This is a genomic window from Streptomyces himastatinicus ATCC 53653 (assembly GCF_000158915.1).
Taxonomy (GTDB): domain Bacteria; phylum Actinomycetota; class Actinomycetes; order Streptomycetales; family Streptomycetaceae; genus Streptomyces; species Streptomyces himastatinicus.
On the sequence record NZ_GG657754.1, the window covers coordinates 2715147 to 2738382 of the forward strand.

23 protein-coding genes and 3 pseudogenes are annotated in these 23236 nt (G+C 72.1%); 10 read left to right on the top strand and 16 right to left on the bottom strand.

Annotated features, from left to right (window positions below; all coding sequences use genetic code 11):
- Nucleotides 1-262 precede the first annotated feature (262 nt).
- Nucleotides 263-1516 (bottom strand): APC family permease, encoded by a 1254-nt coding sequence (locus SSOG_RS10855; protein ID WP_039937171.1) that lies wholly within the window; start codon nucleotides 1514-1516, stop codon nucleotides 263-265.
- Between the two features lie 51 nt (nucleotides 1517-1567).
- Nucleotides 1568-2419: a helix-turn-helix transcriptional regulator gene (locus tag SSOG_RS10860; protein ID WP_009714268.1), complete on the bottom strand. Its 852-nt coding sequence runs from the start codon at nucleotides 2417-2419 to the stop codon at nucleotides 1568-1570.
- Nucleotides 2420-2505: 86 nt separating this feature from the next.
- Here SSOG_RS10860 and SSOG_RS10865 point away from each other — a divergent pair, with 86 nt between their 5' ends.
- Nucleotides 2506-3291: an SDR family NAD(P)-dependent oxidoreductase gene (locus SSOG_RS10865; protein WP_039937172.1), complete on the top strand. Its 786-nt coding sequence runs from the start codon at nucleotides 2506-2508 to the stop codon at nucleotides 3289-3291.
- Between the two features lie 11 nt (nucleotides 3292-3302).
- On the opposite strand, the gene SSOG_RS10870 is transcribed toward SSOG_RS10865, so the two are convergent.
- Nucleotides 3303-3695, bottom strand: a complete 393-nt coding sequence (locus SSOG_RS10870) for a nuclear transport factor 2 family protein (protein WP_009714270.1) — start codon at nucleotides 3693-3695, stop codon at nucleotides 3303-3305.
- A 103-nt stretch (nucleotides 3696-3798) separates the two neighbouring features.
- Here SSOG_RS10870 and SSOG_RS58850 point away from each other — a divergent pair.
- Nucleotides 3799-4392, top strand: a pseudogene (locus tag SSOG_RS58850) (helix-turn-helix transcriptional regulator); the annotation flags it as partial.
- 127 nt (nucleotides 4393-4519) lie between these two features.
- On the opposite strand, the pseudogene SSOG_RS58855 reads toward SSOG_RS58850, so the two are convergent.
- Nucleotides 4520-4633: pseudogene (locus tag SSOG_RS58855) on the bottom strand (hypothetical protein); the annotation flags it as partial.
- A 35-nt stretch (nucleotides 4634-4668) separates the two neighbouring features.
- Between SSOG_RS58855 and SSOG_RS58860 the strand changes: the two are divergent.
- Nucleotides 4669-4824, top strand: a pseudogene (locus tag SSOG_RS58860) (WCX domain-containing protein); the annotation flags it as partial.
- On the opposite strand, the gene alc reads toward SSOG_RS58860, so the two are convergent.
- Together alc and allB are read right to left on the bottom strand one after the other, a co-directional pair.
- The gene (alc, locus tag SSOG_RS10880; RefSeq protein WP_009714272.1) at nucleotides 4821-5951 is read right to left on the bottom strand and encodes an allantoicase; all 1131 of its coding nucleotides are present in this window, start codon (nucleotides 5949-5951) and stop codon (nucleotides 4821-4823) included. The pseudogene SSOG_RS58860 and the gene alc sit on opposite strands and share 4 nt — an antisense overlap.
- On the bottom strand, nucleotides 5948-7321 hold the full coding sequence (gene allB, locus SSOG_RS10885; RefSeq protein ID WP_245606274.1) for an allantoinase AllB: 1374 nt from the start codon (nucleotides 7319-7321) through the stop codon (nucleotides 5948-5950). Before allB ends, alc begins: the two co-directional genes overlap by 4 nt.
- 213 nt (nucleotides 7322-7534) lie before the next feature.
- Between allB and SSOG_RS10890 the strand changes: the two genes are divergently transcribed.
- Entirely contained in the window at nucleotides 7535-8347 is an 813-nt protein-coding gene (locus SSOG_RS10890; RefSeq protein ID WP_009714274.1) for an IclR family transcriptional regulator, read from the top strand.
- Between the two features lie 8 nt (nucleotides 8348-8355).
- On the opposite strand, the gene SSOG_RS10895 is transcribed toward SSOG_RS10890, so the two are convergent.
- Entirely contained in the window at nucleotides 8356-8640 is a 285-nt protein-coding gene (locus SSOG_RS10895) for a DUF5955 family protein (protein WP_039937174.1), read from the bottom strand.
- A 221-nt stretch (nucleotides 8641-8861) separates the two neighbouring features.
- Here SSOG_RS10895 and SSOG_RS10900 point away from each other — a divergent pair, with 221 nt between their 5' ends.
- On the top strand, nucleotides 8862-9470 hold the full coding sequence (locus SSOG_RS10900; RefSeq protein WP_009714276.1) for a nucleotidyltransferase family protein: 609 nt from the start codon (nucleotides 8862-8864) through the stop codon (nucleotides 9468-9470).
- Between the two features lie 102 nt (nucleotides 9471-9572).
- On the top strand, nucleotides 9573-11192 hold the full coding sequence (gene aceB / locus SSOG_RS10905; RefSeq protein WP_009714277.1) for a malate synthase A: 1620 nt from the start codon (nucleotides 9573-9575) through the stop codon (nucleotides 11190-11192).
- A 60-nt stretch (nucleotides 11193-11252) separates the two neighbouring features.
- Here aceB and SSOG_RS10910 read toward each other — a convergent pair whose 3' ends face one another.
- The 5 genes from SSOG_RS10910 to uraD form a co-directional block, all read right to left on the bottom strand.
- Nucleotides 11253-13094 carry an alpha-L-fucosidase gene (locus SSOG_RS10910; protein ID WP_009714278.1) on the bottom strand — a complete coding sequence of 614 codons (1842 nt, stop codon included), beginning with the start codon at nucleotides 13092-13094 and terminating at the stop codon, nucleotides 11253-11255.
- Nucleotides 13095-13272: 178 nt separating this feature from the next.
- Complete coding sequence (locus SSOG_RS10915; protein WP_039937177.1) at nucleotides 13273-14643, bottom strand: 8-oxoguanine deaminase; 1371 nt, start codon at nucleotides 14641-14643, stop codon at nucleotides 13273-13275.
- Between the two features lie 20 nt (nucleotides 14644-14663).
- The gene (gene pucL / locus SSOG_RS10920) at nucleotides 14664-15545 is read right to left on the bottom strand and encodes a factor-independent urate hydroxylase (protein WP_009714280.1); all 882 of its coding nucleotides are present in this window, start codon (nucleotides 15543-15545) and stop codon (nucleotides 14664-14666) included.
- Between the two features lie 5 nt (nucleotides 15546-15550).
- Entirely contained in the window at nucleotides 15551-15880 is a 330-nt protein-coding gene (gene uraH / locus SSOG_RS10925) for a hydroxyisourate hydrolase (RefSeq protein ID WP_039937179.1), read from the bottom strand.
- Nucleotides 15880-16404: a 2-oxo-4-hydroxy-4-carboxy-5-ureidoimidazoline decarboxylase gene (gene uraD / locus SSOG_RS10930; RefSeq protein ID WP_009714282.1), complete on the bottom strand. Its 525-nt coding sequence runs from the start codon at nucleotides 16402-16404 to the stop codon at nucleotides 15880-15882. The genes uraH and uraD overlap by 1 nt, the downstream gene beginning before the upstream one ends.
- 102 nt (nucleotides 16405-16506) lie before the next feature.
- On the opposite strand from uraD, the gene SSOG_RS10935 reads away from it, so the two are divergent.
- Entirely contained in the window at nucleotides 16507-16962 is a 456-nt protein-coding gene (locus tag SSOG_RS10935; protein WP_009714283.1) for an NlpC/P60 family protein, read from the top strand.
- On the opposite strand, the gene SSOG_RS10940 is transcribed toward SSOG_RS10935, so the two are convergent.
- Together SSOG_RS10940 and SSOG_RS10945 are read right to left on the bottom strand one after the other, a co-directional pair.
- Nucleotides 16919-17320: a helix-turn-helix domain-containing protein gene (locus SSOG_RS10940; protein WP_009714284.1), complete on the bottom strand. Its 402-nt coding sequence runs from the start codon at nucleotides 17318-17320 to the stop codon at nucleotides 16919-16921. The two genes, SSOG_RS10935 and SSOG_RS10940, sit on opposite strands and share 44 nt — an antisense overlap.
- Nucleotides 17317-17568 (bottom strand): YkoF family thiamine-binding protein, encoded by a 252-nt coding sequence (locus SSOG_RS10945; RefSeq protein ID WP_009714285.1) that lies wholly within the window; start codon nucleotides 17566-17568, stop codon nucleotides 17317-17319. Before SSOG_RS10945 ends, SSOG_RS10940 begins: the two co-directional genes overlap by 4 nt.
- Before the next feature lie 198 nt (nucleotides 17569-17766).
- Between SSOG_RS10945 and SSOG_RS10950 the strand changes: the two genes are divergently transcribed.
- The 3 genes from SSOG_RS10950 (at nucleotide 17767) to SSOG_RS10960 (ending at nucleotide 20316) form a co-directional block, all read left to right on the top strand.
- Nucleotides 17767-18459, top strand: a complete 693-nt coding sequence (locus SSOG_RS10950; protein ID WP_039937181.1) for a hypothetical protein — start codon at nucleotides 17767-17769, stop codon at nucleotides 18457-18459.
- Nucleotides 18460-18594: 135 nt separating this feature from the next.
- Nucleotides 18595-19521, top strand: coding sequence for an alpha/beta fold hydrolase (locus tag SSOG_RS10955; protein WP_009714287.1), 927 nt, complete (start codon nucleotides 18595-18597; stop codon nucleotides 19519-19521).
- 234 nt (nucleotides 19522-19755) lie between these two features.
- Nucleotides 19756-20316, top strand: coding sequence for a neutral zinc metallopeptidase (locus SSOG_RS10960; RefSeq protein WP_167542483.1), 561 nt, complete (start codon nucleotides 19756-19758; stop codon nucleotides 20314-20316).
- A gap of 6 nt (nucleotides 20317-20322) precedes the next feature.
- Here SSOG_RS10960 and SSOG_RS10965 read toward each other — a convergent pair whose 3' ends face one another.
- Both SSOG_RS10965 and SSOG_RS10970 read right to left on the bottom strand, forming a co-directional pair.
- Entirely contained in the window at nucleotides 20323-22023 is a 1701-nt protein-coding gene (locus tag SSOG_RS10965) for an AMP-binding protein (protein WP_009714289.1), read from the bottom strand.
- Between the two features lie 56 nt (nucleotides 22024-22079).
- Nucleotides 22080-23236 (bottom strand): AMP-binding protein (locus SSOG_RS10970; protein WP_063631551.1); only part of this gene is annotated, 1157 nt, incomplete at its 5' end.

Here is a 23236-nt window from a genome sequence, read left to right on the forward strand (position 1 = left end):
GAAACTCTGGTCCGCAAAATCATATGTAACCTGCCCCACCTGGTGATTACCGTTGGGTGCATGATGGATAACCAAAATGACGCTCTCCTCAGGGCTGAAGGTCATTCTCGGTTATCTAGCACACGGACAGGCCCGACCACCACGCCTCCAGCGGTTAGATCGGACATCACTGCGCATCCAGTCGCCACAATCACCAACCCGGCGAGCCCATTCGGTGACAGCACCAGCTGGGCCACTCGAACTCTGCGTACCCCGCCGAAACCTAAGACTCGACGACCCGCCGGGCGCCGTACGCCGCCGCGCCCGCCGCGATCACCGCGGCTCCCGCCGCGACGGAGGTGAGCGGCAGGGCGCACGCCAGGGCAGCGCAGCCGAGCAGGCCCACGATCGGGACGGCGCGGGCAGGGCGGCCCTCCGCGGGGGTGAGGGTCCAGGCCGAGGCGTTGGCGACGGCGTAGTAGATGAGCACGCCGAACGAGGAGAAGCCGATCGCGCCGCGGACGTCCGTGGTCGCGGCGAGGACGGCGACGACCGCGCCGACGGCGAGTTCGGCGCGGTGCGGGACGTGGAAGCGGGGGTGGACGGCGGCGAGGGCGGGCGGCAGATGGCGGTCGCGGGCCATCGCGAGGGTGGTGCGCGAGACGCCGAGGATGAGGGCGAGGAGGGAGCCGAGCGCGGCGACCGCCGCGCCGGTGCGGACGACGGGCGCGAGCCCGGGGGCGCCCGCGGCGCGGACCGCTTCGGCGAGCGGGGCGGTGGCGTGGGCGAGGCGGTCCGGGCCGAGGACGGCGAGGACCGCGAGGGCGACGGCCGCGTACGTGACGAGCGTGATGCCGAGGGCGAGCGGGATCGCGCGCGGGATGGTGCGCTCCGGGTCGCGCACCTCCTCGCCGAGGGTCGCGATGCGCGCGTACCCGGCGAAGGCGAAGAACAGCAGCCCGGCGGCCTGGAGGGTGCCGCCGAGCGTGGCGTCGGCGCCGAGGCCGAGGCGGGCGGCCCGGGCGGTGCCGCCGGTCAGGCAGGCGATGACCACGGCGGCGAGCACGGCCAGCACGAGGGCGACGATCAGCCGGGTCAGCCAAGCGGCCTTCTTTACGCCCGCGTAGTTCACCGCGGTCAGCGCCACGACGGCCGCGACGGCGACCGCGTGCGCCTGCCCGGGCCATACGTACGAGCCCACCGTGAGGGCCATCGCCGCGCAGGAGGCGGTCTTGCCGACGACGAAGCCCCATCCGGCCAGATAGCCCCAGAACTTCCCCAGCCGCTCGCGGCCGTAGACATAGGTGCCGCCGGACTGCGGATAGCGGGCGGCCAGCCGGGCGGAGGAGGTGGCGTTGCAGTACGCGACGACGGCGGCCAGGGCCAGCCCCGGCAGCAGCCCGGACCCCGCAGCGGCGGCGGCCGGGCCGAGCGCGGCGAAGATCCCCGCGCCGATCATCGCCCCGAGCCCGATCACCACCGCGTCGAACACTCCGAGGTGCCGCTTCAGCTCCCCGGCGGCGGCTCCCGTTCCCATTGACTCGCTCCTCGGCACGGCCGGACGTCGGGGTCCCACCCTAGGAGGGTGTCAGCGGCTCACGTCCATGCGCTGGGTGCCGACGACCGACAGCAGCCGCAGTGCCTCCTCGGACGAGGAGCCGGGGGTCGCGGTGTAGAACACCACCCGCTGGTCCCGGTCGGTGATGTCGAGGGCGTCGCAGTTGACGGTGACGGGGCCGACCATCGGGTGCTGGAAGGTCTTGCACAGGGTCGGCGCGGCGCATACGTCGTGGGAGGCCCACAGCCGGGCGAACTCCTCGCTTCCGTCGAGGAGTTCGGCGATCAGCTCCGCCACCTCGGGGTCGTCGGGGTAGCGGGCGGCGGTGGCGCGCAGGGTCCGGGCCGTGGTGCGGGCGAACGCGTCCGCGTCCGACACCCCGTACAGCCGCCGCCCGTGCCGGTGCGGGCCGAGGAAGGCGCGGCGCGCCAGGTTGCGGTCGCGCCGGGGCAGGGCGGAGAAGTCCTCCATGAGCGCGCACGCGAGGTCGTTCCAGGCGATCACCTCGTAGATCGCGGAGGTGACGATCGCGGCGGCCTGCGGAAGCCGTCGCAGCAGGTCCAGGATGCTCTGCCGCACCTCGCGCGAGGGCCCGGGCGGAGGGGCGGGCGGGGCGCCGGCGAGGTGGTGGAGGTGGGCGCGTTCGGCGTCCGACAGGCGCAGCGCCCGGGCCAGCCCGGTCAGCACCTCGCGCGACGGGCGCGGGCCGCGGGCCTGCTCCAGCCGCGTGTAGTACTCGGTCGAGATGTACGCGAGCTGCGCCGCCTCCTCGCGGCGCAGCCCCGGGGTGCGGCGGCGCGGCCCGGCGGGCAGTCCCACGTCGGCGGGGGTGATCCGCTCGCGCCTGCTGCGCAGGAAGTCGGCCAGTTCTCGTTTGTCCACGCCTCCAGTGTGGGCGGGGCCGCGGGGCGTATCCAGGTACCGCCGGTGCCTGGATGGGCGCCGCGGTCGGACGCAGGCTCGCTGCCATGGACAACACAACGACAACCGCCGCGCCGGGCCTGCTGGCCGGCAAGGTCGCCTTCATCACCGGCGCCGGGCGCGGCATCGGCGCCGCCGCGGCACGGCTCTTCGCCCGGGAGGGCGCCCGGGTGCTGCTCGCGGCCCGGACGGAGGACCAGCTGAAGGCGGTGGCCGAGGAGATCCGGGCCGCGGGTGGCACCGCCGACCACATGGTGTGCGATCTGGCCGACGCGGCGAGCGTACGCGCCGCCGTGGACCGCACCGTGGAGCGGTACGGCCGCCTCGACGTCGCCTTCAACAACGGCGCGACGATCACCCCGCCCGGCCCGCTGGACCAGGTGCCGGAGGCCGACTTCGACCATCTCTACGCCGTGAACCTCAAGGGCCCGTGGCTGGCCATGGCCGCCGAGATCGCCGCCATCCGGGCCACCGCGGGGACGGGCGCCATCGTCAACAACTCCAGCATCGGCAGTCTGCGGGGCAACCCCGAACTGCCCGCCTACGGGGCGATGAAGCGGGCGGTCAACAGCCTCACCGAGTCGGCCGCCGTCACGTACGGCCCGGAGGGCATCCGGGTCAACGCCATCGCCCCCGGCGGCACGGTGACCGAGATGATCCGTACCTGGGAGACCCATGCGCCCGACCTGCTGGAGCGGATCACGGCGCACACCCCGCTGCGCCGCACGGCCGACCCCGAGGAGATCGCCCAGGCCGCCGCCTGGCTGCTGAGCGACCGCGCCTCCTATGTGACGGGCACGGTCCTCAGGGTCGACGGCGGCGCGCGGGCCTGACGCGGCGGGGGTCAGCCCTGCTGGGCGCGCCGGGCCTCGGTGATCGGGAGGCGGTCGAAAACGGTCTGCACGTATGTGATCTTGCCGTTCTCGATCGTCAGGTAGTCCGAGGCCCGCAGGTCCGATACGAACGTGGTGTCGGTGGTGTAGACGATCGCCGCGCTGGTCTCGTCACCGAGGACCTTGGTGATGGTCGCGCTGGTGAGCATCGGCAGGAAGCCCTCCAGGAACGTGCGGTATCCGGGCAGGCCCTCGATCCGGCCGGAGGGCGCGTCGCATACGACATCGTCGGCGACGAGGCCCAGTGCCGTCTCGGTGTCCCCGCTCATCCACGCGCGGCCGAAGGTCTCGGCGATCGAGCGGGCGGAGGCGGCGGAGGCGGCGGAAGCGTTGGTCGCGATCATGGCGGTATCCCTTCGTGATGATCCCCGCAGTGGGGATCCGTCACTGGATCCTCGGGCCGGTATATGACACGTTGTGTCTTATACGGCAGGGACTTTTGGGGCCATGAGATCCGACCGGTTGCTCTCGATCATGCTGCTGCTCCAGACCCACGGGCAGCTTCCCGCCGCCACGCTGGCCGAGCGCCTGGAGGTGTCGGTCCGCACGGTCATGCGTGACGTGGAGGCGCTGTCCGCGGCGGGCGTGCCCGTCTACACCGTGCGCGGTCCGCACGGCGGCATCGCCCTGCTGCCCGGCTTCCGTACGGATGTGACGGGGCTGACCGCCGACGAGGCCCGCGCCCTGTTCGTGCTGCTCTCCGACCGCGCCTACGCCGATCTGGGGCTCGGCAGTGCCATCGGCTCCGCGCTACGGAAGGTCATGGCCGCGCTGCCCGCCGCGTACCGGCCGGACGCGGACCTGGCCAGCCGCCGCATCCTGATCGACCCGGTCCGCTGGCGCGGCGGACCGTCGCGCCCGGCCGCCGACGGCCTCGGAGTGCTCCAGCGGGCCGTCTTCACCGACCGGCGCCTACGGCTGCGCTACCGGCACGGCGAGGACGGCCGTGTGCGCTCGTACACCGTGGACCCGTACGGGCTGGTCCACAAGGCGGGCGTCTGGTACCTCGTGGCCGATCACCGCGGCGAGCCGCGGCTCTTCCGGGCCGATCGCGCGCTGTCCTCCGGTGTCCTCGACGAGCCCGTCCAGCGGCGGGACGGGCTGGAGCTGAGCGACGTATGGGACGTGCTGCGCCGCCGCATCGACGACATCCCCGCCCCGGTGCCGGTCACGGTCGGCGTGCGGCGGGAGATCCTGGGCCGGTTCCTCCGCGTCCACCAGGCGGACCTGGCCGAGCCGCATCCCTCCGAAGCCGGGCTCCCCGAAGACGCGCTCCCCGAAGACGCGCTCCCCGAAGACGCGCTCCCCGAAGACGAACGGGTGACCGTCGAGCTGCGGTTCCGCTCCCTGGGCGCGGCCCAGGCTCTGCTCGCCTTCGGCGCCGACGCCGAAGTCCTCGCACCCGTCGAACTGCGCCGCGCCCTGGCCCGCAGGGCGGCCGAGGCGGCCACCCGCTATGCGGACGGGACCTAGGCGTCGCCCAACTGCCCATACCGCGCGGCCAGCCGCTTCGCGCCCTCCGGCGTCAGGGAGCCGTGGAGGCGGAGGCGGGCGATGCCGCCGTCCGGGTAGATGTCGATGCGGACGTGGGTCACCGGTGGAGCCTGGTCGAGGAGGAAGCGGTGGACGGTGTCCGGCTGGAGGGCGGTGCGGGGCAGCAGTTCGGTCCAGGGAGCGTCCGCGTCCGCGGTGGTGTCGCGGCCGTACAGGGTCGCCCAGCCGGGTGAGTTGCCCTTGTAGCAGCCGGTGTCGATCTCGACGGCGCGGATCAGGGCCTGTTCGGAGAGCCGGTAGCGGACCCAGTCGTTGCCCCGGTCGCGGCGGCGGCGGGTCTCCCAGCCCTCGTCCATCTTCTGGGAGCGGCCCGGCTGGATGGAGTTGGTGGGTGGGGAGTAGAAGCGGTCCGAGGCGTCCTCGGCCGCGCCGCCGTTCTCCAGGGCGGCCAGGTCGAAGGTGCCCAGCGCCGTGAGCCACGCCGGGTCGGGGACGACCTCGCCGTGGACACGGAGGCGCGCGATGCCGCCGTCGGGGTGCTGCTTGAGGCGCAGGTGGGTGAAGCGGCGGGGAACGGAGACGGGGAAGCCGTTGGCCGCGTGGCCGCCGACGGGGGTGCGGGGGACGAGGGTCGTCCACTCGGTGTCGTCGGCGAGCAGGTCCGCGGGGGACGGGGTGCCCGGCAGCGAGGTGGCCTCCACGCTCACCGCCTGCGGGTAGTTGCCGCGGAAGTGGGCGGTGTCGACCACGATGCCGTGGATGACGCCCGGTGCGCCCAGCCGGATCAGGGCCCAGTCGTGGTCCTCGTCCGTGGGGTGCGGGGTGTCGGCGGAGGCCCCGCGGCGGCGCCTGGTCTCCCAGCCGTCCATGACCTTGCCCTTGTGGCCGAAGTCCGCGGGGTCGAAGTGCGGCGCCTCGGGCCGCAGCAGGTTCTCGCGCTCGGCGAAGAACTCGTCGTTGGCCGCGGTCACGCTGCCGCCGAGCCGCCGGTCGGCGAGGTCGGGGAGGTGGGTGAAGGCGAAGTCGGCGGTGCGGTAGTCGGCGTACGGGTCGCCGCCACCGTACGGATGGGCGTCGCCGGTGAAACGGGGGGTCGGCGCGGTCATACGCGGGGCTGCCTTTCCAGGAGTCGGCCTGTGGGGAGGGGACCGGTCGGTGCGCCGTGGTCGGCGATCTTGTGGCCGCGCAGCCAGGTGGACCGTACGACGCCGTGCAGCGTCTTCCCGGCGTACGCGGTGACCTGGTTGCGGTGGTGGAGGGACGCGGGGTCGACGGTGAAGGTCTCCTCCGGCGCCAGGACCGCGAAGTCGGCGTCCCGGCCCGCCTCGATGGCGCCCTTCTGACGGAGGCCGACCAGGGCGGCGGGGGCCGTGGACATCCACCGCACGACGTCCGCGAGGGTGTGGCCGCGGCGGCGGGCCGCGGTCCAGATGGCGGGCAGGCCGAGCTGGAGGGAGGAGATGCCGCCCCAGGCCTGCCCGAAGTCGTCGGTCTTCAGGTCCGCGGTGCAGGGCGAGTGGTCGGAGACGACGCAGTCGATGGTGCCGTCGGCCATGCCCTGCCACAGCGCGTCCTGGTTGGCCGCCTCGCGGATCGGCGGGCAGCACTTGAACTCGGTGGCGCCGTCGGGGACTTCCTCGGCGGTGAGGGTGAGGAAGTGCGGGCAGGTCTCGACGGTGATCCGGACGCCTTCGCGGCGCGCGGCGGCGATGCGCGGCAGGGATTCCGCGGAGGACAGATGCAGGATGTGGACCCGGGCGTCCAGCTCGCGGGCGAGGTCGACCAGGCCCTCGATGGCCCGGTTCTCGGCGGCGCGCGGGCGGGAGGCGAGGAAGTCGGCGTAGCGCGGGCCGCTGGGCGGCGGGGCGCTCTCGATCAGCTGCGGGTCCTCGGCGTGGACGATGAGCAGCCCGCCGAAGCCCGCGATCTCGCCGAGGGCGGCCCCCAGCCCGGCCGGGTCGAGATGCGGGAACTCGTCCACGCCGGAGTGCAGCAGGAAGCACTTGAAGCCGAGGACCCCGGCGTCGTGCAAAGGCCGCAGGTCGGCCGTGTTGCCGGGGATCGCGCCGCCCCAGAAGCCGACGTCGATGTGGGCCGTCGCGCGGGCGACGGCCCGCTTGACCTCCAGCGCCTCGACGTCGGTGGTGGGCGGGATGCTGTTGAGGGGCATGTCGACCAGGGTGGTGACGCCACCGGCCGCGGCGGCGCGGGTGGCGGTGGCGAAGCCCTCCCAGTCGGTGCGGCCGGGGTCGTTGACGTGGACGTGGGTGTCGACGAGGCCGGGGAGGAGGACGTCGTCCCCGAGGTCTTCGAGACGCGCCCCTGGCGGGACGCCGGTGTCGTACGGCAGGACGGCCAGGATGCGGCCCTCGGCGGTGGACACGGCGACGGACGCGGCGCGCGGGCCGTCGGGGGTGATCACGCGCGTCGAACGCAGCACCAGGTCCGGGTCCAGTCCCGGGTCCAGCTCGGGCACCCCTGCTCCCCTCGATAATTCCGCAACACGGAATAAGTTTTCCGCTCGAAGTCTTCCCTTCTCCTCCGATCTGGTCAAGACTTCCCGGGCACCCCCGTTCGATTCCGTAGCATGAAAGTGGATTTTCGATACGTAGAACGTGGCGCCGAGAGGGACCGGTAGGCTTCCGATGGCCGGTCGGCCGCGATATCCGACGCGGGCGCGAGACCGGTGCTGCCCGCTGCGAAAGGAAACGCCGACGTGCCGTCCGCCGAGTCCAAGACCGCCGCCGCCACCGCCGGTGGCGTCCAGTCCCTCGAGCGCGCCTTCGACCTTCTGGAGCGGATGGCCGACGCCGGGGGCGAGGTCGGGCTGAGCGAACTCTCCGGCAGCAGCGGCCTTCCGCTGCCCACCATCCACCGGCTGATGCGCACGCTCGTGGCCTGCGGTTACGTACGCCAGCAGCCCAACCGCCGCTACGCGCTGGGCCCCCGGCTGATCCGGCTCGGCGAGAGCTCGGCCCGGCTGCTGGGCACCTGGGCGCGGCCGTATCTGGCGCGCCTGGTGGAGGAGACCGGCGAGACCGCGAACATGGCGCTGCTGGACGGGGACGAGGTGGTGTACGTCGCGCAGGTGCCCTCCCGCCACTCCATGCGCATGTTCACCGAGGTCGGGCGGCGGGTCCTGCCGCACAGCACCGGCGTCGGCAAGGCGCTGCTGGCCACCACGCCCCCGGACGAGGTACGCGCCCTGCTGGCCCGGACCGGCATGCCCGCCGCGACGGCGAAGACGATCACCACGCCGGACGCGTTCCTGGAGGCGCTGCACCTCGTACGCGAGACGGGGTACGCGGTGGACGACAACGAGCAGGAGATGGGCGTGCGCTGCCTGGCCGTGTCCGTGCCGGACTCCCCGACGGCGGCCGCCATCTCGATCTCCGGCCCGGCGGGGCGGGTGACGGACGAGGCCACGCAGGAGATCGTGCCGGTCCTGAAGGAGGTCGCCGCCGATCTGTCGGCCGCGCTCGCCAGCACGGACGGGACCTGACGCAACAGCTAGCGCGCCACCGTACCGAAGAGGTCGATCGCCGAGCGGACCGCCCGCAGCGACGGATTCAGGGCGCTGACCGAGCCCAGGGCGCCCGCCACCAGGAGCAGGGAGCGGTGGAGGCGGTGCAGTTCGGGGGTGCCGGTGCGGGCCATGGCGTCCAGCGCGGCCAGCTCGTCGTCCGCGATCGCCCGGTCCGGTAATTCCGCCGGGTGGGCGGCCAGGTCACGCCTGAGCCGGGCCACGGCGAGGCGCAGCTCCGCCACCCTCGGATCTTCCTCGGTGCACGCCATTGCGGCGCCCTCCACGTCGGACAACACGGCCCTTCTCCCCCTCGCGCGCGGCTGCACGAGCCCGCCCTCCCTCTCCCCTGCCCCTCCGGACGTCGAATCGGACACAAGGGGCTGCGGATCAGTTAACGCCACCGTGTGCGCAGTGCGCCATACGGAGAGCGAAAATCAGACCGGCTGGGATGAACCGTCCACGCGGCGCCCCGGTGCGGTAAGCAGGGGCCATGGATCGCACCACTGAGGACAATGCGCAGGTCGCCGGGTTGCTGCTGGCGGCGGGCGGGGGACGGCGGCTGGGCGGGCGGGCCAAGGCGCTGCTGGAGTACCGGGGCAGGCCGCTGGTGGAGCACGCGGCGCGCGCGCTGCTGGAGGGGGGCTGCGCACCGGTGCACATCGTGCTGGGCGCCGCCGCCGAGGCGGTACGGGAGCGGGCCGAGCTGCCGGGGTGCGTCCTGGTCGACAACCCGGACTGGGCGGACGGCATGGGCACCTCGCTCCGGGCCGGACTGGCCTCGCTGAGCGGTACGGGGGCGCGGGCGGTGCTGGTCACGCTGGTGGACCAGCCCGGGATCGGGGCCCCGGCGGTGGCGCGCGTACGCAGCGCCTGCCGCGACGCGGGGAGCCTGGTGACGGCGGCGTACGGCACCGAGCGGGGGCATCCGGTGCTGTTCGGCGCGGACCGCTGGGCGGACGTCGCGGCGAGTGCGGAGGGGGATCGCGGGGCACGCGCGTATCTGAGGGAACATCAGGCCGAGATCATCCGCGTCGACTGCGCGGACATCGCCCGCGTGGACGACATCGACACCCCTGAGGATCTGGCGCTGCTGCGGTGAGGCGCCCACGCTGTGCAGCGTGTCTCACACCGACACCCGATTGAACTTCCACGATGAGGAAATTAATATCCAGAAGCGATATCGACCTAGGAGTGAACGCCCATGTCCGCACCAGCGCCATCCCCGCTGGCCATCGTCGACGCCGAGCCTCTGGAGCGTCAGGGAGAGGTGCTGACCGACGCGGCCCTGGCCTTCCTGGCCGAGCTGCATCACCGCTTCACCCCTCGCCGCGACGAGCTGCTCGCGCGTCGCGCCGAGCGACGGGCCGAGATCGCCCGTACGAGCACGCTGGACTTCCTTCCGGAGACCGCGCACGTCCGCGAGGACCCGGACTGGCGCGTGGCCGAGGCCCCGCCCGCCCTCCAGGACCGCCGGGTGGAGATCACCGGTCCCACCGACCGCAAGATGACGATCAACGCGCTCAACTCGGGCGCCAAGGTCTGGCTCGCCGACTTCGAGGACGCCTCCGCACCCACCTGGGCGAACGTGATCGGCGGCCAGCTGAATCTGACCGACGCGTATGAGCGCCGGATCGACTTCGCCACCCCCGAGGGCAAGAGCTACGCGCTGCGCCCCGCCGAGGAACTGGCCACCGTCGTCGCGCGGCCGCGCGGCTGGCACCTGGACGAGCGCCATCTGCGGGACGCGGAGGGCCGGGCGGTGCCCGGTGGTCTGGTCGACTTCGGCCTGTACTTCTTCCACAACGCGCGCCGCCTGCTCGACCAGGGCAAGGGCCCGTACTTCTATCTGCCGAAAACCGAATCGCACCTGGAGGCCCGCCTCTGGAACGACGTCTTCGTCTTCGCGCAGGACTACGTGGGCGTTCCGCAAGGGAGCATCCGCGCCACCGTGCTCATCGAGACGATCACGGCCGCGTACGAGATGGACGAGATCCTGTACGAGCTGCGCGACCACGCCTCCGGGCTCAACGCGGGCCGCTGGGACTACCTCTTCTCCATCGTCAAGAACTTCCGTGACGCGGGCCCCGGCTTCGTCCTGCCCGACCGCAACGCGGTGACGATGACCGCGCCCTTCATGCGCGCTTACACCGAGCTGCTGGTCCGCACCTGCCACAAGCGGGGCGCCCACGCGATCGGCGGCATGGCGGCCTTCATCCCCTCGCGGCGGGACGCCGAGGTCAACGCGGTCGCGTTCGACAAGGTGCGGGCCGACAAGGACCGTGAGGCGAACGACGGCTTCGACGGCTCGTGGGTCGCCCACCCCGATCTGGTCCCGGTCGCCCGCGAGTCGTTCGACGCGGTCCTCGGCGACCGTCCCCACCAGAAGGACCGGCTGCGCGAGGACGTCCGGGTCACCGCGGCCGAGCTGATCGACGTCGCCTCGCTGGACGCCAAGCCCACCTTCGACGGCCTGCGCAACGCCGTCCAGGTCGGCACCCGCTACATCGAGGCGTGGCTGCGCGGACTGGGCGCCGTCGCCATCTTCAACCTGATGGAGGACGCCGCCACCGCGGAGATCTCCCGCTCCCAGATCTGGCAGTGGATCAACGCCGGAGTGGTCTTCGAGAACGGTGAGAAGGCCAGCGCCGACCTGGTGCGCACCGTCGCCGCCGAGGAGCTGGCCGCGATCCGCGAGGAGGTCGGCGCGGAGGCGTTCGCGGCGGGCCGCTGGAGCCAGGCGCACGATCTGCTGCTGAAGGTCGCGCTGGACGAGGACTACGCGGACTTCCTGACGCTGCCCGCGTACGAACTGCTGGGCTGAGCCCCGTACGTGATGACGGGCCCCGGGACGTCCCCCCGGGGCCCCTTTCCGTATGTCGCGTTACGACGTGTAGAGCTGGGTGCGCGGCACGATCTGCTGGGGCTGGCCGGGGCTGGACCACAGCAGCTTCATATGCGCCTCACCGGTCTGCTCGGTGTACTCGATCTTGATGGAGTGGCGCTGTCCGGCCTTCAGGTCGACGGTCGCCTTGTCGACCTTCGCGGTGTGCGGCGTGCTGCTGTCGATGACGAGTTTGCCGTCGATCCACACCCGTGCCGTGTCGTCGGAGACGGTGGTGAGCGTGTACGTCTGGCTGTGACGCGGCACCAGGGAGCCGGTCCAGCGGACGCTGAAGCGGTCGGCCGGAACCCGGGCGTCCGGTGAACCGGCGGTCCGCCAGGCGTGGTTGACGGTGCGGTCGGTCCGGGTGACGACGGGCGGCCCGGTGAAGGTGTCGTTCGCGAACACCTCCTGCCGCAGCCCCGTGCCCCGGCCCGGGGGCACGGACGCCCCGGACGGCTTGACGGTCAGCTCGATGACCGACGCGATGTCGTTGACCGCCCCGCCGGACGGGGTGAGGTCGAAGCCGTCCCCGGCCGCCGTGACCGCGACCTTCTGATCGCTGCCCAGCACCCGCGCCCGGGTCACCTCGAACGGTGCCCGCGCGGTGAGGTGGAGGGGCTGTCCGGCGGCGGGCCAGGAGGTCACGGACGCGTAGAGCTTGTTCCCCGACCGGCTGACCGAGCCCCATCCGGGCTCGGTCACCAGCCCGGCGTTCCCCGCGCCGTACACGGCCCGGCCCTGCCCGGACGTCCGCAGCCAGGAGCCGATCTCGCGCAGCCGGTCGACGGACGGCTGGGGTATCCGGCCGAGCTTGTCGGGGCCGACGTTGAGCAGGTAGTTGCCGCCGCGGCCTGCGATGTCGAGGAGGTTGCGGGCCAGGGTCTGCGGCGACTTCCAGTTCTGGTCGTACTTCGCGAATCCCCAGTGGCCGTTGAGGGTCATGCAGGACTCCCAGAGCTGTCCGGCGACCTGGGAGCCCGGGATCTCCTGCTCGGGCGTGCCGTAGTCGCCGTCCACGACGCGGCGCTTGCCGACCCGGTTGTTGATGATCAGATCCGGGTCGAGACCGCGCAGATACGCCTCGAGCTGCTCGCCGTCCTTCGGGGACCAGGTGTTGGTGGGGTTGTCCGCGTCCCATTCGCCGTCGAACCACAGCAGCGCCGGGTCATAGCCGTCGATCAGCTCTTTCAGCTGCGCGTACATCCGCTCCCGGTACTTCGGGAAGGTGGCCGGGTCTGCGAAGTCGGGGTCGTGCCAGTCCCAGATCGAGTAGTAGAAGCCGAGCTTGATCCCGGCCCGGTCGGCGGCGGTCTTCAGCTCGGCGAGGATGTCGCGCCTCTTGTCGAACGAGGAGTGGTCGCGCAGGTTCCAGGCGTTCTGCTTCGTCGGCCACATCGCGTATCCGTCGTGGTGCTTGGACGTGATGACGATGTAGCGCTGACCGGCGTCCTTGGCCGCCTTGACGACGGCCTTGGCGTCGAAGGAGGAGGGGTCGAAGCCCTGCGCCATGTCCTCGTAGGCGCTCGTGGATATCTGGCAGTTCCGCTTGATCCACTCCGCGTCCCGGCAGACGGTGCCGTCGGCGCGGGTGTACTCGCCTTCCAGTTGGGAGTACGCGCCGAAGTGGATGAACATGCCGAACCGGTCCTGCCGCCACCAGTCGGTGCGGGCGGAGGTGAACGGGTCGTCGGACGCGTAGTCGGTGCCGGGACCGGGTTCGGCGGTGGCGGGCGCGGCGGCGGAAGGTCCGGCCAGGGTCAGCGCCAGGAGCAGGCCGATCAGCAGGCTCAGACCTCGGAACAGACCGGACGGGGATAACGCCCGTGGGGACACACGCATGGCGGCTCCTGTGCTCGTGGGTGGTCGGACAGGAGGGCTGGCCAGCCGCGTACCGGAACCTAGAGCCGTAAAGGTGGGATGTCAACGGGACATAAAGTGCCGCGCACGCCTCAGTGGCGCTTAACCGCAGCTCCACACACTCGACACATCCGATGTATTGCCTCGCGAACCGCTGCCGTCACCCCTCCGCCGCGATACGGGCCAGCCGCCGCGCCTCGTCCCGCGCGTCGCGCGCGATGGCGTCCTCGTCGGCGGTGAGCAGCCGCCCCGCCTCCACCACCGGCTCGCCGTTCACCAGCGACAGGGTCACCGGCGCCGCCGCGCCCAGCACCAGCGCAGCGACCGGGTCGGCGATCGTCGAGTGGCCGATGCCGTCCAGCTTCCACAGCACCAGATCGGCCAGCTTGCCCGGCTCCAGCGACCCGATCTCGCCCTCGCGGCCCAGCACCCTGGCCCCGCCGTGGGTGCCGAGCCGCAGCGCCTGGCGGGCCGTCAGCGCCTTCTCGCGGTGGTCACCGAGCCGGTTGATCAGCAGCGCGTTGCGCAGCTCGGTGTGCAGTTCGCCGGACTCGTTCGAGGCGGTGCCGTCCACCCCGAGCCCCACCGGCACGCCCGCGGCGAGCAGATCCGGCACCCGGGCGATCCCGGCGGCGAGCCGGGCGTTGGACGACGGGCAGTGGGCGACGCCGGTGCCGGTGCGGGCGAAGGCGGCGATGTCGGCGTCGTTCATGTGGACGCAGTGCGCCATCCACACGTCCTCGCCGAGCCAGCCGGTGTCCGCGAAGTAGTCGGTCGGGCCCATCCCGAACCGCTCGTGGCAGAACTTCTCCTCCTCGACCGTCTCCGAGCCGTGGGTATGCAGCCGTACGCCCTTGCGGCGGGCCAGCTCGGCGCTCTCCCTCATGAGTTCGGTGGTGACGGAGAAGGGCGAGCAGGGCGCGACCGCGATCCGCAGCATCGCGTCGAACGAGGCGTCGTGGTGGGTGTCGATGGCCTCCTCGGTGGCGGAGAGGGCGTCCTCGGTGCTCTCGACGGCGAAGTCCGGCGGCAGTCCGCCGTCCGAGCTGCCGAGGTCCATCGAGCCGCGCGCGGCGGTGAACCGTACGCCCAGCTCGCGCGCCGCGCGGATCTCGGCGCCCAGCAGATCGCCCGCGCCGCGCGGGAAGACGTAGTGGTGGTCCATGGCGGTGGTGACGCCGCCGCGCACCATCATCGCGAGCGAGCCGCGCGCGGCGGCGTACACCATCGGCTCGTCGATCCGGGCCCAGGTGGGGTAGAGCGCCACCAGCCAGTCGAAGAGGTTGTGGTCCTGGGCGAGGCCGCGGGTGAGCCACTGGTAGAAGTGGTGATGGGTGTTGACCAGGCCCGGGGTGACGAGATGGCCGGTGCCGTCGACCCGGCGCGCCACCCCGTCCAGGCCCTGCGGCGCCGGGCCCGGGCCCACCGACTCGATGCGGTTGCCCGCGACGACGACATGACCCGAGGCGTGCTCGGTGTCCTGCGCGTCCACGGTCGCGATGGCGCAGTTCTCGATGACGATGCGGTTCACGGGGCGGAGCCCTCCATGGTTCAGTCGGTGGGAATCCTGGCCTCGGCGCCGTCCCGCAGGACGGTGGCCTCGATGAGCCCGTACGGCCGGTCGGCGGCGAAGTAGACCTCGTTGTCGTTGGTGAGTCCGAAGGGCGCGAGGTCGACCAGGAAGTGGTGCTTGTTGGGCAGCGAGAGCCGTATCTCGTCTATCCCGGAACGCCGCTCGATAACGCGCGTGCCCATCGCGTACAGCGTCTGCTGGAGCGAGAGCGAGTACGTCTCGGCGAACGCGGCCAGCAGATCGGCGCGCGCGTCCGCGTACGCGGCGTCCCAGTCCGGCTCGGGCCGCGCGGCGTCGCTCCAGCCGTGGCGCCAGCGGGCGTGCACATCGGTGGCGAGGATGCGGTCGCGCGCCTCGGGCAGGGTCGTGTACCGGTCCTTGACGTAACCGTGGAACTCGGAGTCGGTGGAGTTCATGACCGTGAGGTCCTTGAGGCCGGAGAGCACCTCCCAGTCCCGGCCGTCGTAGCGGACCTGGGCGGTACGGGTCTCCTGCCCGGCGCGGACGAAGGAGTGCCGGGTCTCGCCGCCGGTCTCGATCCGCTCCCAGGCGTACTCCTCGATCCGGACGCGGGCGGTGCGGATCGTCTCCTGGCTGCCGACGAAGTGGCGGGCCAGCTCGATGCCGAAGTGTTCGGCGGTGGCGATGCCGTGCTCCTTGGCGAAGGCGTACACCGTGTTCTTCATGGTGTCGGTCGGCAGGACACCGGTGTTGTCGCCGTGGCGGTGGACGTCCGCCATGTCGCCGGAGAGCGCGACGGAGACGTTCAGGTCCTTGATGTGGTGGACGTCGCCGTCGCGCACCATCCGGACCACGCGGGTCTCCGCCTTGCCGTACTGGTTCTGGCCGAGCATGGGCATCGGTGCTAGCTCCCTCGGTATACGGAGTAGCCGAACGGGGTGAGCAGCAGCGGCACGTGGTAGTGCTCGCCGGGCTCGACGGCGAAGACGACCGTCACCTCCGGGAAGAAGGGCCCGCGCGACTCGGTCTCGAAACGCAGCCGTACGTGGGTGGTGCCCTCGGGCAGGGCGGGCAGATCCTTGCAGCGCCCGTCCGGGTCGGTGCGGGAGGCGGCGTGCGCCGCCCAGTCGGCATCGCCCGCGGGGCGCACCGACAGCTCGACGGGGACGCCGGGGGCCGGGCGGCCCTGGCTGGTGTCCAGGATATGGGTGGACACGGAGGTGGCGGTCGCCATCACCGCTCTCCTTCCGCCGCTTCCGCGGTCACTAGGCGGGTCAGCCGGATGCGGTTGATCTTTCCCAGTTCGGTGCGGACGATCTCGCGTTCGGTGCTGGTGTCGTTGCCGATCCGGCGACGGAGGGCAGCGAGCATCTCCTCGCCGGTGCGGCCGGTGGCGCAGATCAGGAAGACATGGCCGTGGCGCTCCTGGTACGCGAGATTCAGCTCCAGCAGCTCCGCGCGCAGCTCGTCGGCGGCGCCGCTCACCCCGCTCTGCTCGCGCGCCGATGTGGCGTCGCCCGGTGTCGGCCGCCCGATGGGCGGATGCCCGGCCATGGCCTCGGCGAGGTCGGCGCCGGTCAGCCCGGCCATGGCCGCGTCGGACGCGTCGAGCAGGGCGTCCACGTGGCGGTACGGCCGCCCGTCGGCCACCGCCGCGCCCCAGGCCCGGCTGGCACACACGGTGTGCAGCAGCGCGGCCACGTCCGGCCGGTCCGCCGCGTTGAACCGGGCCAGGCCCGGTGGAGCGCTGGTAGTCACACCCGAAAGCTAAGAGCTTCCCCGACGGACGTCAACACTTTGTTGAATAGGTGACCGGAAACGCGGGTTCCGGGCGCGGCCCGGGCGCGCCAGGATGGGCCCATGACCGCTGAACTCGCCGTACGGCTGCCGGACCGGTTCTGGTCCGTGCCCTACGTCGGCGCGCGCTTCCCCGGCTCCCCGGCGGTCGCCGAGCGCCCGGACCTCGCCGAGGGCGCCAACTGCCAGCTCTTCGCGTACGCGGTACTCCGCCACCACGGCCTGGAGCCGCCCGCCCTGCGCTCCAGCGACCTGTGGGCCGACAGCGCGAGCACGACCCACGTCACGGCGGCCCGCCCCCTGGACCTGCTGCTCTTCAACGCCACCGACGACGCGTACGGCGCCCACGTGGGCGTCTGGGCCGGGCCGGACCAGGTCCTCCACCTGTGCGCCGAGGCCGGCGCCCCTGCCGTATGGCCCCTGAGCGCCTTCGCCGCCCGCCCCCGCTACCGCACCCTGATCGGCGTCAAGCGGGTCACGGCCCGGAGCGCTCGGGCTCAGTGCCCTTCTCGCGGTTGAGGTAGTTGTAGACGGTGAAGCGGCTCACGCCGAGGGCGCTCGCGACCGTTTCCACGCCGTGGCGCACCGTGAACGCGCCGCGCTGTTCCAGGGCGCGGACGATTCCCTGCTTCGTCTTGCGGTCCAGGGCCGACAGCGGGACGCCGTGGCGGCGCTGGAGGTCGGCGAGGATGTGGTCGAGGGACGCCGAGATGTCCGGGAGGCGGACGGCCACGACCTCGCGGCCCTCCCAGGACAGCACCACGTCGTCGTCCCGGGCCCGGTCGGGGGCGATCAGCTCGCCGCCCATCGCGTCGACCAGCGGCCGGACCGCCGAGACGAAGGGGTGGTCCGCGTCCGCGTCCGCCGGGCCGGTCACGCGTCGGGCTCCGCGACGACGTTGACCTGGAGCGAGACCCGGGTGGCGCCCGCCTCCAGGGACTTGCGCAGCAGGTCGTCCACGGCGGCCAGCACGGCGTCCGCGCGGCCCTCCGCGGTGTTGCCGAACGGGCCGACGTCGACGGTGTCCAGCGGTGCGGCCTGAACCGCCTCGCGGGCGACCACGGCATGCGGCGGCACCTCGTCGAGGTCGAACGGCTCGGTGGTGAACTCAACCCTCAATCTCACGCGGCCAACCTACTGCGCCCGGCCGCGCCTCCGGCAGCCTCGCGCGGCGCGTACTCCGGGCATCATCCGTCAAGCGTCCAGCCCGGCCTCACGCGGGCGTCCCACTGGAGGTGGGCAGAACGCCCAAGTCCCTCCCGTCCCTCCCCCGCTTCGTAGAACATGGCCCCGTTACCGCAGACATCCGCTACGGAGCGTCAGATGACAGAGAGCGTGCCGGTGCGCTGCCCCGCGTGCCGCCGCGAGCAGTCGTTCACTCCGCCCACCTTCCCGTGCTCGTGCGGCGCGCCGCTCACCCTCCCGGTGCTGCGCGACGGCACGCCGGAGGAGATCGGGCACCGCACGTGGCAGGACATATGGGTGACGGTGGACTGCCCGTCCTGCGGGCGTCAGGGCCACTGGCCGCAGCCGGAGTTCGGCTGCGGCTGCGGGGCGGTCGTCCGGGTACCGGTCGCGCCGGTTCCGGAGGCTTCGGAAAGTCATCAGGACAGCGAACCGACCCCGCGTCCGGCGTTCCGGCCGGTGACGATCCGTACCGCGCGGGACGCGGTCACCGCCGCTGCCCAGTATCTGCGGTGGCTCGGCTTCGGGTGTCTGCGGCGGCCGGACGACCCGGCGGCGTCCGGGGTGGACCTGTACGGGAAGGGCGTCGTCGCCCAGGTCGATCCGACCACCCGCCCCACCGGGCTGCGCGAGGTCGAGTGCCTGTGGCTGAACGGGCTCAACGAGTCGGCGGTGAGCGTCTTCTTCTCGCTGGCGGGCTACGCCAAGGAGGCGCGGGCGCGCGCGGACGCGCTGCACATTCCGCTCTTCATCATGGACCTGACCGGCACCCCACAGCCCGTCAACGACCCCGCAGACACGCTGATCCGCTGTGGCCCGCCCCGCGCGTGAGCCGCGCCGATGAGCCTCATTCATTGTCACCCGAACGAGGGCCGTTCCGCCTCCTCTTCACGGACGATCTTCGCCCTTCTCCGGCGCTCTACCGTGGTCCCCGATCCCGCCCACGACCCCTTGGAGCGCTCAACCATGCCCACTGACCTCACCGTCGACCACGCCGATGTCACGCTGGCCGTCCGCGACCACGGCGGCAGCGGCGTCCCGCTGCTGCTGATCCACGGCGCGGGCCGCACCCTCGCCGACTGGTCGGGGTTCGCGGAGCACCTGGTCACCGATCACCGGGTCCTCTCGATGGACCTGCGGGCGCACGGCCACTCGGGGCGCGGGGCGCAGCCCTGGACGACCGCGGCAGTACTCGGCGACATCGAGGCCGTCCTGGACGCGTGCGGCGTCCCGGAGGCGGTGCTCGTCGGCCACTCGCTCGGCGGCATGCTGGCCGCGCTGTACGCGGACGCCCATCCGCGCACCCCCGGCGCGGTCAACCTCGACGGCTTCGGCCTGGGGCGGCCCGAGCACTACGCCGGTCTCGACCCGCACACCGTCGCCGAGGGCCTGGAGCGGGCCAGGCAGTTCGCCCGCGCCGCCTCGGGCCAGGCGTTCCCGCCCGAGGGGCTGGAGGCCGTACGCGCCCAGCAGACCGCCATGGCCGACCAGCTGGGCTTCGCGCCCGAGCTGCTGGAGGAGGGCATACGCCGCTCGCTCGGCGAGACCGGCGACGGACAGCTGTATCTGCGGCCCGACCGGGAGCGGGGAGTGGAGATGCTGGACGTGCTGGACGAGCTGGACCTGTTCCCCGTCTACCGCCGGCTGACCCGCCCGCTGCTGCTCGTCCGCGGCACGCGGCTCGCGGACCAGGGCCCGGAGCTGGCGTGGTTCGGCGAGCTGATGGCCGCGTACCTGAAGGGCCTGGAGGGGCGTCTCGCGGCACTCGCCGCCGACCACCCGCACATCGCGGTGCACACGCTGGACGCGTCGCACGCGATGCTGCTCGAGCGCCCGCGTGCGCTGGCGGAGCTGGTGCGCTCCTTCACCTCCGGCCTGGACTTGCGCTCATGACCGGGGGGCGCTTCGGTTGAGGCACCGCCCCCATCGTTCACGACCGGCCGGAGGCCGCATTCGATGGCTGTCCCCTGGTACCCGAGGATCGCGGCGTCGCTCCTGACCGTCTTGACCGTCCTGAACCCTGCTGACGGTCGCCGGATGCGGCGGTGGTGGGCTGCCGCAGCCGTCGGAGACCAGCCGGTCCGCGACCAACGCCGAGCGTTCCCCGATCCGGGGACCGGGGAGAGCGTGGAGGGGGACATCAACGCGGCGGTGTCCATCACCAACACCTACTGGTCCACCCACTGGAACGAGTTCTTCACCGGCACCTATCGCCCGCCGCGGGTCCTGGGCGCGTACGACGGCGCCAACGGCACCGCGCCCGCCTGCGGCGGCACCCCGCTCCCCGACGACAACGCCGTCTACTGCCCGGGCGGCGACTACGTGGCGTGGGACATGGACCTGATGCGGGCGGGCCACCAGCGGGGCGACGCCTGGGTCTACCTGGTCATCGCCCATGAATGGGGGCACGCCATCCAGAACCGGCTGGACGCGGGCCTGGTCGACCTGGCCCGCGAACTCCAGGCCGACTGCCTGGCGGGAGCCGTCCTCTTCGGCGCGGCCCGGGACAAGACGCTGACCTTCGAGGACGGCGATACGGACGAACTGGCCGACGCGCTGTCGGCGCTCGCCGACGAGACGCCGTGGACGAACACCTCCGACCACGGCAACGCCTCGCAGCGGGTATCGGCGTTCAGCCGGGGCGCCGAGTCCGGGGTGAAGGGCTGCCTCCCGAACGCGGTGCGATAGAACACGTTATCGAGTGGGCTGGGTTCTCCGGTCCGGGTCGGTACGGGACTCCGGGACCCCGGCCAGCTCGCGGGCGCCCGTCTCCCTCAGCTCGACCTTGCGGACCTTGCCGCTGACCGTCATCGGGAAGGCGTCCATGACGCGCAGATGGCGCGGCACCTTGAAGGCGGCCAGCCGGCCGCGGCAGAAGCGGGCCAGCTCGTCGCGGGTGAGCGCGGTGGCGCCCTCGCGCAGGATCACGCAGGCGAGGATCTCCTCGCCGTACTTCTCATCCGGTACGCCCACCACCTGCACATCGGCGATCTTGGGGTGGGTGTGGAGGAACTCCTCGATCTCCCGCGGGTACACGTTCTCCCCGCCCCGGATGATCATGTCCTTGATCCGGCCGACGATCTGGACGTAGCCGTGCTCGTCCATCACCGCGAGGTCCCCGGTGTGCATCCAGCCAGCCGGGTCGATCGCCTCGGCGGTCAGGTCCGGTTCCTCCCAGTAGCCGAGCATCACCGAGTAGCCGCGGGTGCACAGCTCGCCCCGGGTGCCGCGGGGGACGGTCAGACCGGTGGCCGGGTCCATGACCTTGACCTCGACGTACGGCAGCACCCGGCCGACCGTGCCGGTGCGGCGCGCGAGGTCGTCGTCGCGCCGGGTCTGGGTGGAGACCGGGGAGGTCTCGGTCATGCCGTAGCAGATGGACACCTCGGCCATGTGCATCTCGGCGACCACCCGCCGCATCACCTCCACCGGGCAGGGCGATCCGGCCATGATCCCGGTGCGCAGGGAGGTGAGGTCGAAGGTGGCGAAGTCGGGCAGGGCCAGCTCGGCGATGAACATGGTGGGGACGCCGTACAGCGAGGTGCAGCGCTCCTGTTCGACGGCGGAGAGGGTGGCGGCCGGGTCGAAGGCGGGGGCAGGGATGACGATGCAGGCGCCGTGGGTGGTGGCGCCCAGGTTCCCCATCACCATGCCGAAGCAGTGGTAGAAGGGCACCGGCAGACAGATCCGGTCCTGCTCGGTGTAGCCGACCGTCTCCCCCACGAAGTAGCCGTTGTTGAGGATGTTGTGGTGGGAGAGGGTGGCGCCCTTGGGGAAGCCGGTGGTGCCCGAGGTGTACTGGATGTTGACCGGGTCGTCGCAGGACAGCCGGGCCTCGCGCTCGGCCAGCTTCTCCTCCGGCACCGCTTCGCCCGCGCGCACCAGCCCGTCCCAGGTGCGGTCGCCGATGTAGACGACGTCGCGCAGGGCGGGGCATTCGGCGCGCACCTGCTCGACCATGCGGCGGTAGTCGCTGTCCTTGTGCTCGGTGGACGAGACGAGGACCGACACCCCGGCCTGCCGCAGTACGTACCGCAGCTCATGGACGCGGTAGGCGGGGTTGACGTTGACCATGATCGCGCCGATGCGGGCGGTGGCGTACTGCACCAGCACCCATTCGGGGCAGTTGACCGCCCAGATGCCGACCCGATCGCCCTTGCCGACCCCCTTGGCCATCAGCCCGAGGGCCACCGCATCGACCGACCGGCCGAACTCGGCGTACGTCCAGCGGCGGCCGGAGGGGATGTCGACCAGCGCCTCGCGGTCGCCGTGGCGCTCGATGGCCCGGGCGAGGTTGGCGCCGATGGTGTCGCCGAGCAGCGGCAGGTCCGCGGTGCCGCTCGCGTAGGAGAGGGCGGCCGGGGGCGGAGCGGCGTCGGAGATCGGGTCGGTCATGGTGTCTCCTTGCGGTCACATGCCGTGGTGGTCACATGAAGGGGAGCTGCTGCTCATCAGGTTCCCTCATGAAACTCGACGCCCTCTCCACTCGCCGTGCGTTCCCGTAGTTCGATCCGGCGAATCTTGCCCGACACCGTCTTGGGCAGCTCCGCGAACTCCAGCCGCCGCACCCGCTTGTACGGCGCCAGCACCGCTCTGGAGTGCGCGAACAGCACCTTCGCCGTCTCGGGCCCCGGCTCCCAGCCCTCGGCCAGCACGATGTACGCCTTCGGCACGGCCAGCCGCAGCGGATCGGGCGCCGGGACGACGGCGGCCTCGGCGACCGCCTCGTGCTCCAGCAGGGCGCTCTCCAGCTCGAACGGCGAAATCTTGTAGTCGGACGCCTTGAAGACGTCGTCGGCGCGCCCGATGTAGGTGATGTAGCCGTCCGCGTCGCGCGATCCGATGTCGCCGGTGCGGTAGTAACCGCCCGCGGTGGCCTCGGCGGTGCGCTCCTCGTCGCCCTCGTAGCCCGTCATCAGGCCGACGGGGCGGCCGTGCCGTCCGGTCAGGTCGAGGCTGATCTCGCCCTCGTCGCCGGGTTCGCCGGTGACCGGATCGAGGAGGACGACGCTGAAGCCGGGCGTCGGGCGGCCCATCGAACCGGTCTTGAGCGGCTGACCGGGGGTGTTGGCGACCTGGACGGCGGTCTCGGTCTGGCCGAAGCCGTCCCGGATCGTCACGCCCCAGTCGCGCCGGACGTGCTCGATGACCTCCGGGTTCAGCGGCTCACCGGCGGCGACGGCCTCCCTCGGGGGGTGCCGCAGCTGCGTCAGATCGGCCTGGATGAGCATGCGCCAGACGGTGGGCGGGGCGCAGAAGGTGGTGACGCCGCAGCGGTCCATCTCGGCCATGAGGCGGGTGGCGTCGAAGCGGGTGTAGTTGTGGATGAAGACGGTCGCCTCGGCGTTCCAGGGGGCGAAGAGGTTGGACCAGGCGTGCTTGGCCCAGCCCGGGGAGGAGATGTTGAGGTGGACGTCTCCGGGCCTGAGCCCGATCCAGTACATCGTCGACAGATGGCCGATGGGGTACGAGATGTGGGTGTGCTGGACGAGCTTGGGCTGAGCGGTGGTGCCGGAGGTGAAGTAGAGCATCAGGGGGTCGGTGGCCAGGGTCGGCCCGTCCGGTACGAAGCGGTCGGCCGCGCCCGTTGCCTCGTCCGGCACGGTGT

What these genes read in the sequence shown, in the direction of transcription:
- SSOG_RS10955 (WP_009714287.1), top strand. Translation starts at nt 18,595, where the DNA reads ATGCCCACTGACCTCACCGTCGACCACGCCGATGTCACGCTGGCCGTC.
- SSOG_RS10855 (WP_039937171.1), bottom strand. Translation starts at nt 1,516, where the DNA reads ATGGGAACGGGAGCCGCCGCCGGGGAGCTGAAGCGGCACCTCGGAGTG.
- SSOG_RS10865 (WP_039937172.1), top strand. Translation starts at nt 2,506, where the DNA reads ATGGACAACACAACGACAACCGCCGCGCCGGGCCTGCTGGCCGGCAAG.
- SSOG_RS10910 (WP_009714278.1), bottom strand. Translation starts at nt 13,094, where the DNA reads ATGCGTGTGTCCCCACGGGCGTTATCCCCGTCCGGTCTGTTCCGAGGT.
- aceB (WP_009714277.1), top strand. Translation starts at nt 9,573, where the DNA reads ATGTCCGCACCAGCGCCATCCCCGCTGGCCATCGTCGACGCCGAGCCT.
- pucL (WP_009714280.1), bottom strand. Translation starts at nt 15,545, where the DNA reads ATGCCCATGCTCGGCCAGAACCAGTACGGCAAGGCGGAGACCCGCGTG.
- alc (WP_009714272.1), bottom strand. Translation starts at nt 5,951, where the DNA reads ATGACCGCGCCGACCCCCCGTTTCACCGGCGACGCCCATCCGTACGGT.
- SSOG_RS10870 (WP_009714270.1), bottom strand. Translation starts at nt 3,695, where the DNA reads ATGATCGCGACCAACGCTTCCGCCGCCTCCGCCGCCTCCGCCCGCTCG.
- SSOG_RS10900 (WP_009714276.1), top strand. Translation starts at nt 8,862, where the DNA reads ATGGATCGCACCACTGAGGACAATGCGCAGGTCGCCGGGTTGCTGCTG.
- SSOG_RS10895 (WP_039937174.1), bottom strand. Translation starts at nt 8,640, where the DNA reads ATGGCGTGCACCGAGGAAGATCCGAGGGTGGCGGAGCTGCGCCTCGCC.
- SSOG_RS10935 (WP_009714283.1), top strand. Translation starts at nt 16,507, where the DNA reads ATGACCGCTGAACTCGCCGTACGGCTGCCGGACCGGTTCTGGTCCGTG.
- uraH (WP_039937179.1), bottom strand. Translation starts at nt 15,880, where the DNA reads ATGGCGACCGCCACCTCCGTGTCCACCCATATCCTGGACACCAGCCAG.
- SSOG_RS10965 (WP_009714289.1), bottom strand. Translation starts at nt 22,023, where the DNA reads ATGACCGACCCGATCTCCGACGCCGCTCCGCCCCCGGCCGCCCTCTCC.
- SSOG_RS10950 (WP_039937181.1), top strand. Translation starts at nt 17,767, where the DNA reads ATGACAGAGAGCGTGCCGGTGCGCTGCCCCGCGTGCCGCCGCGAGCAG.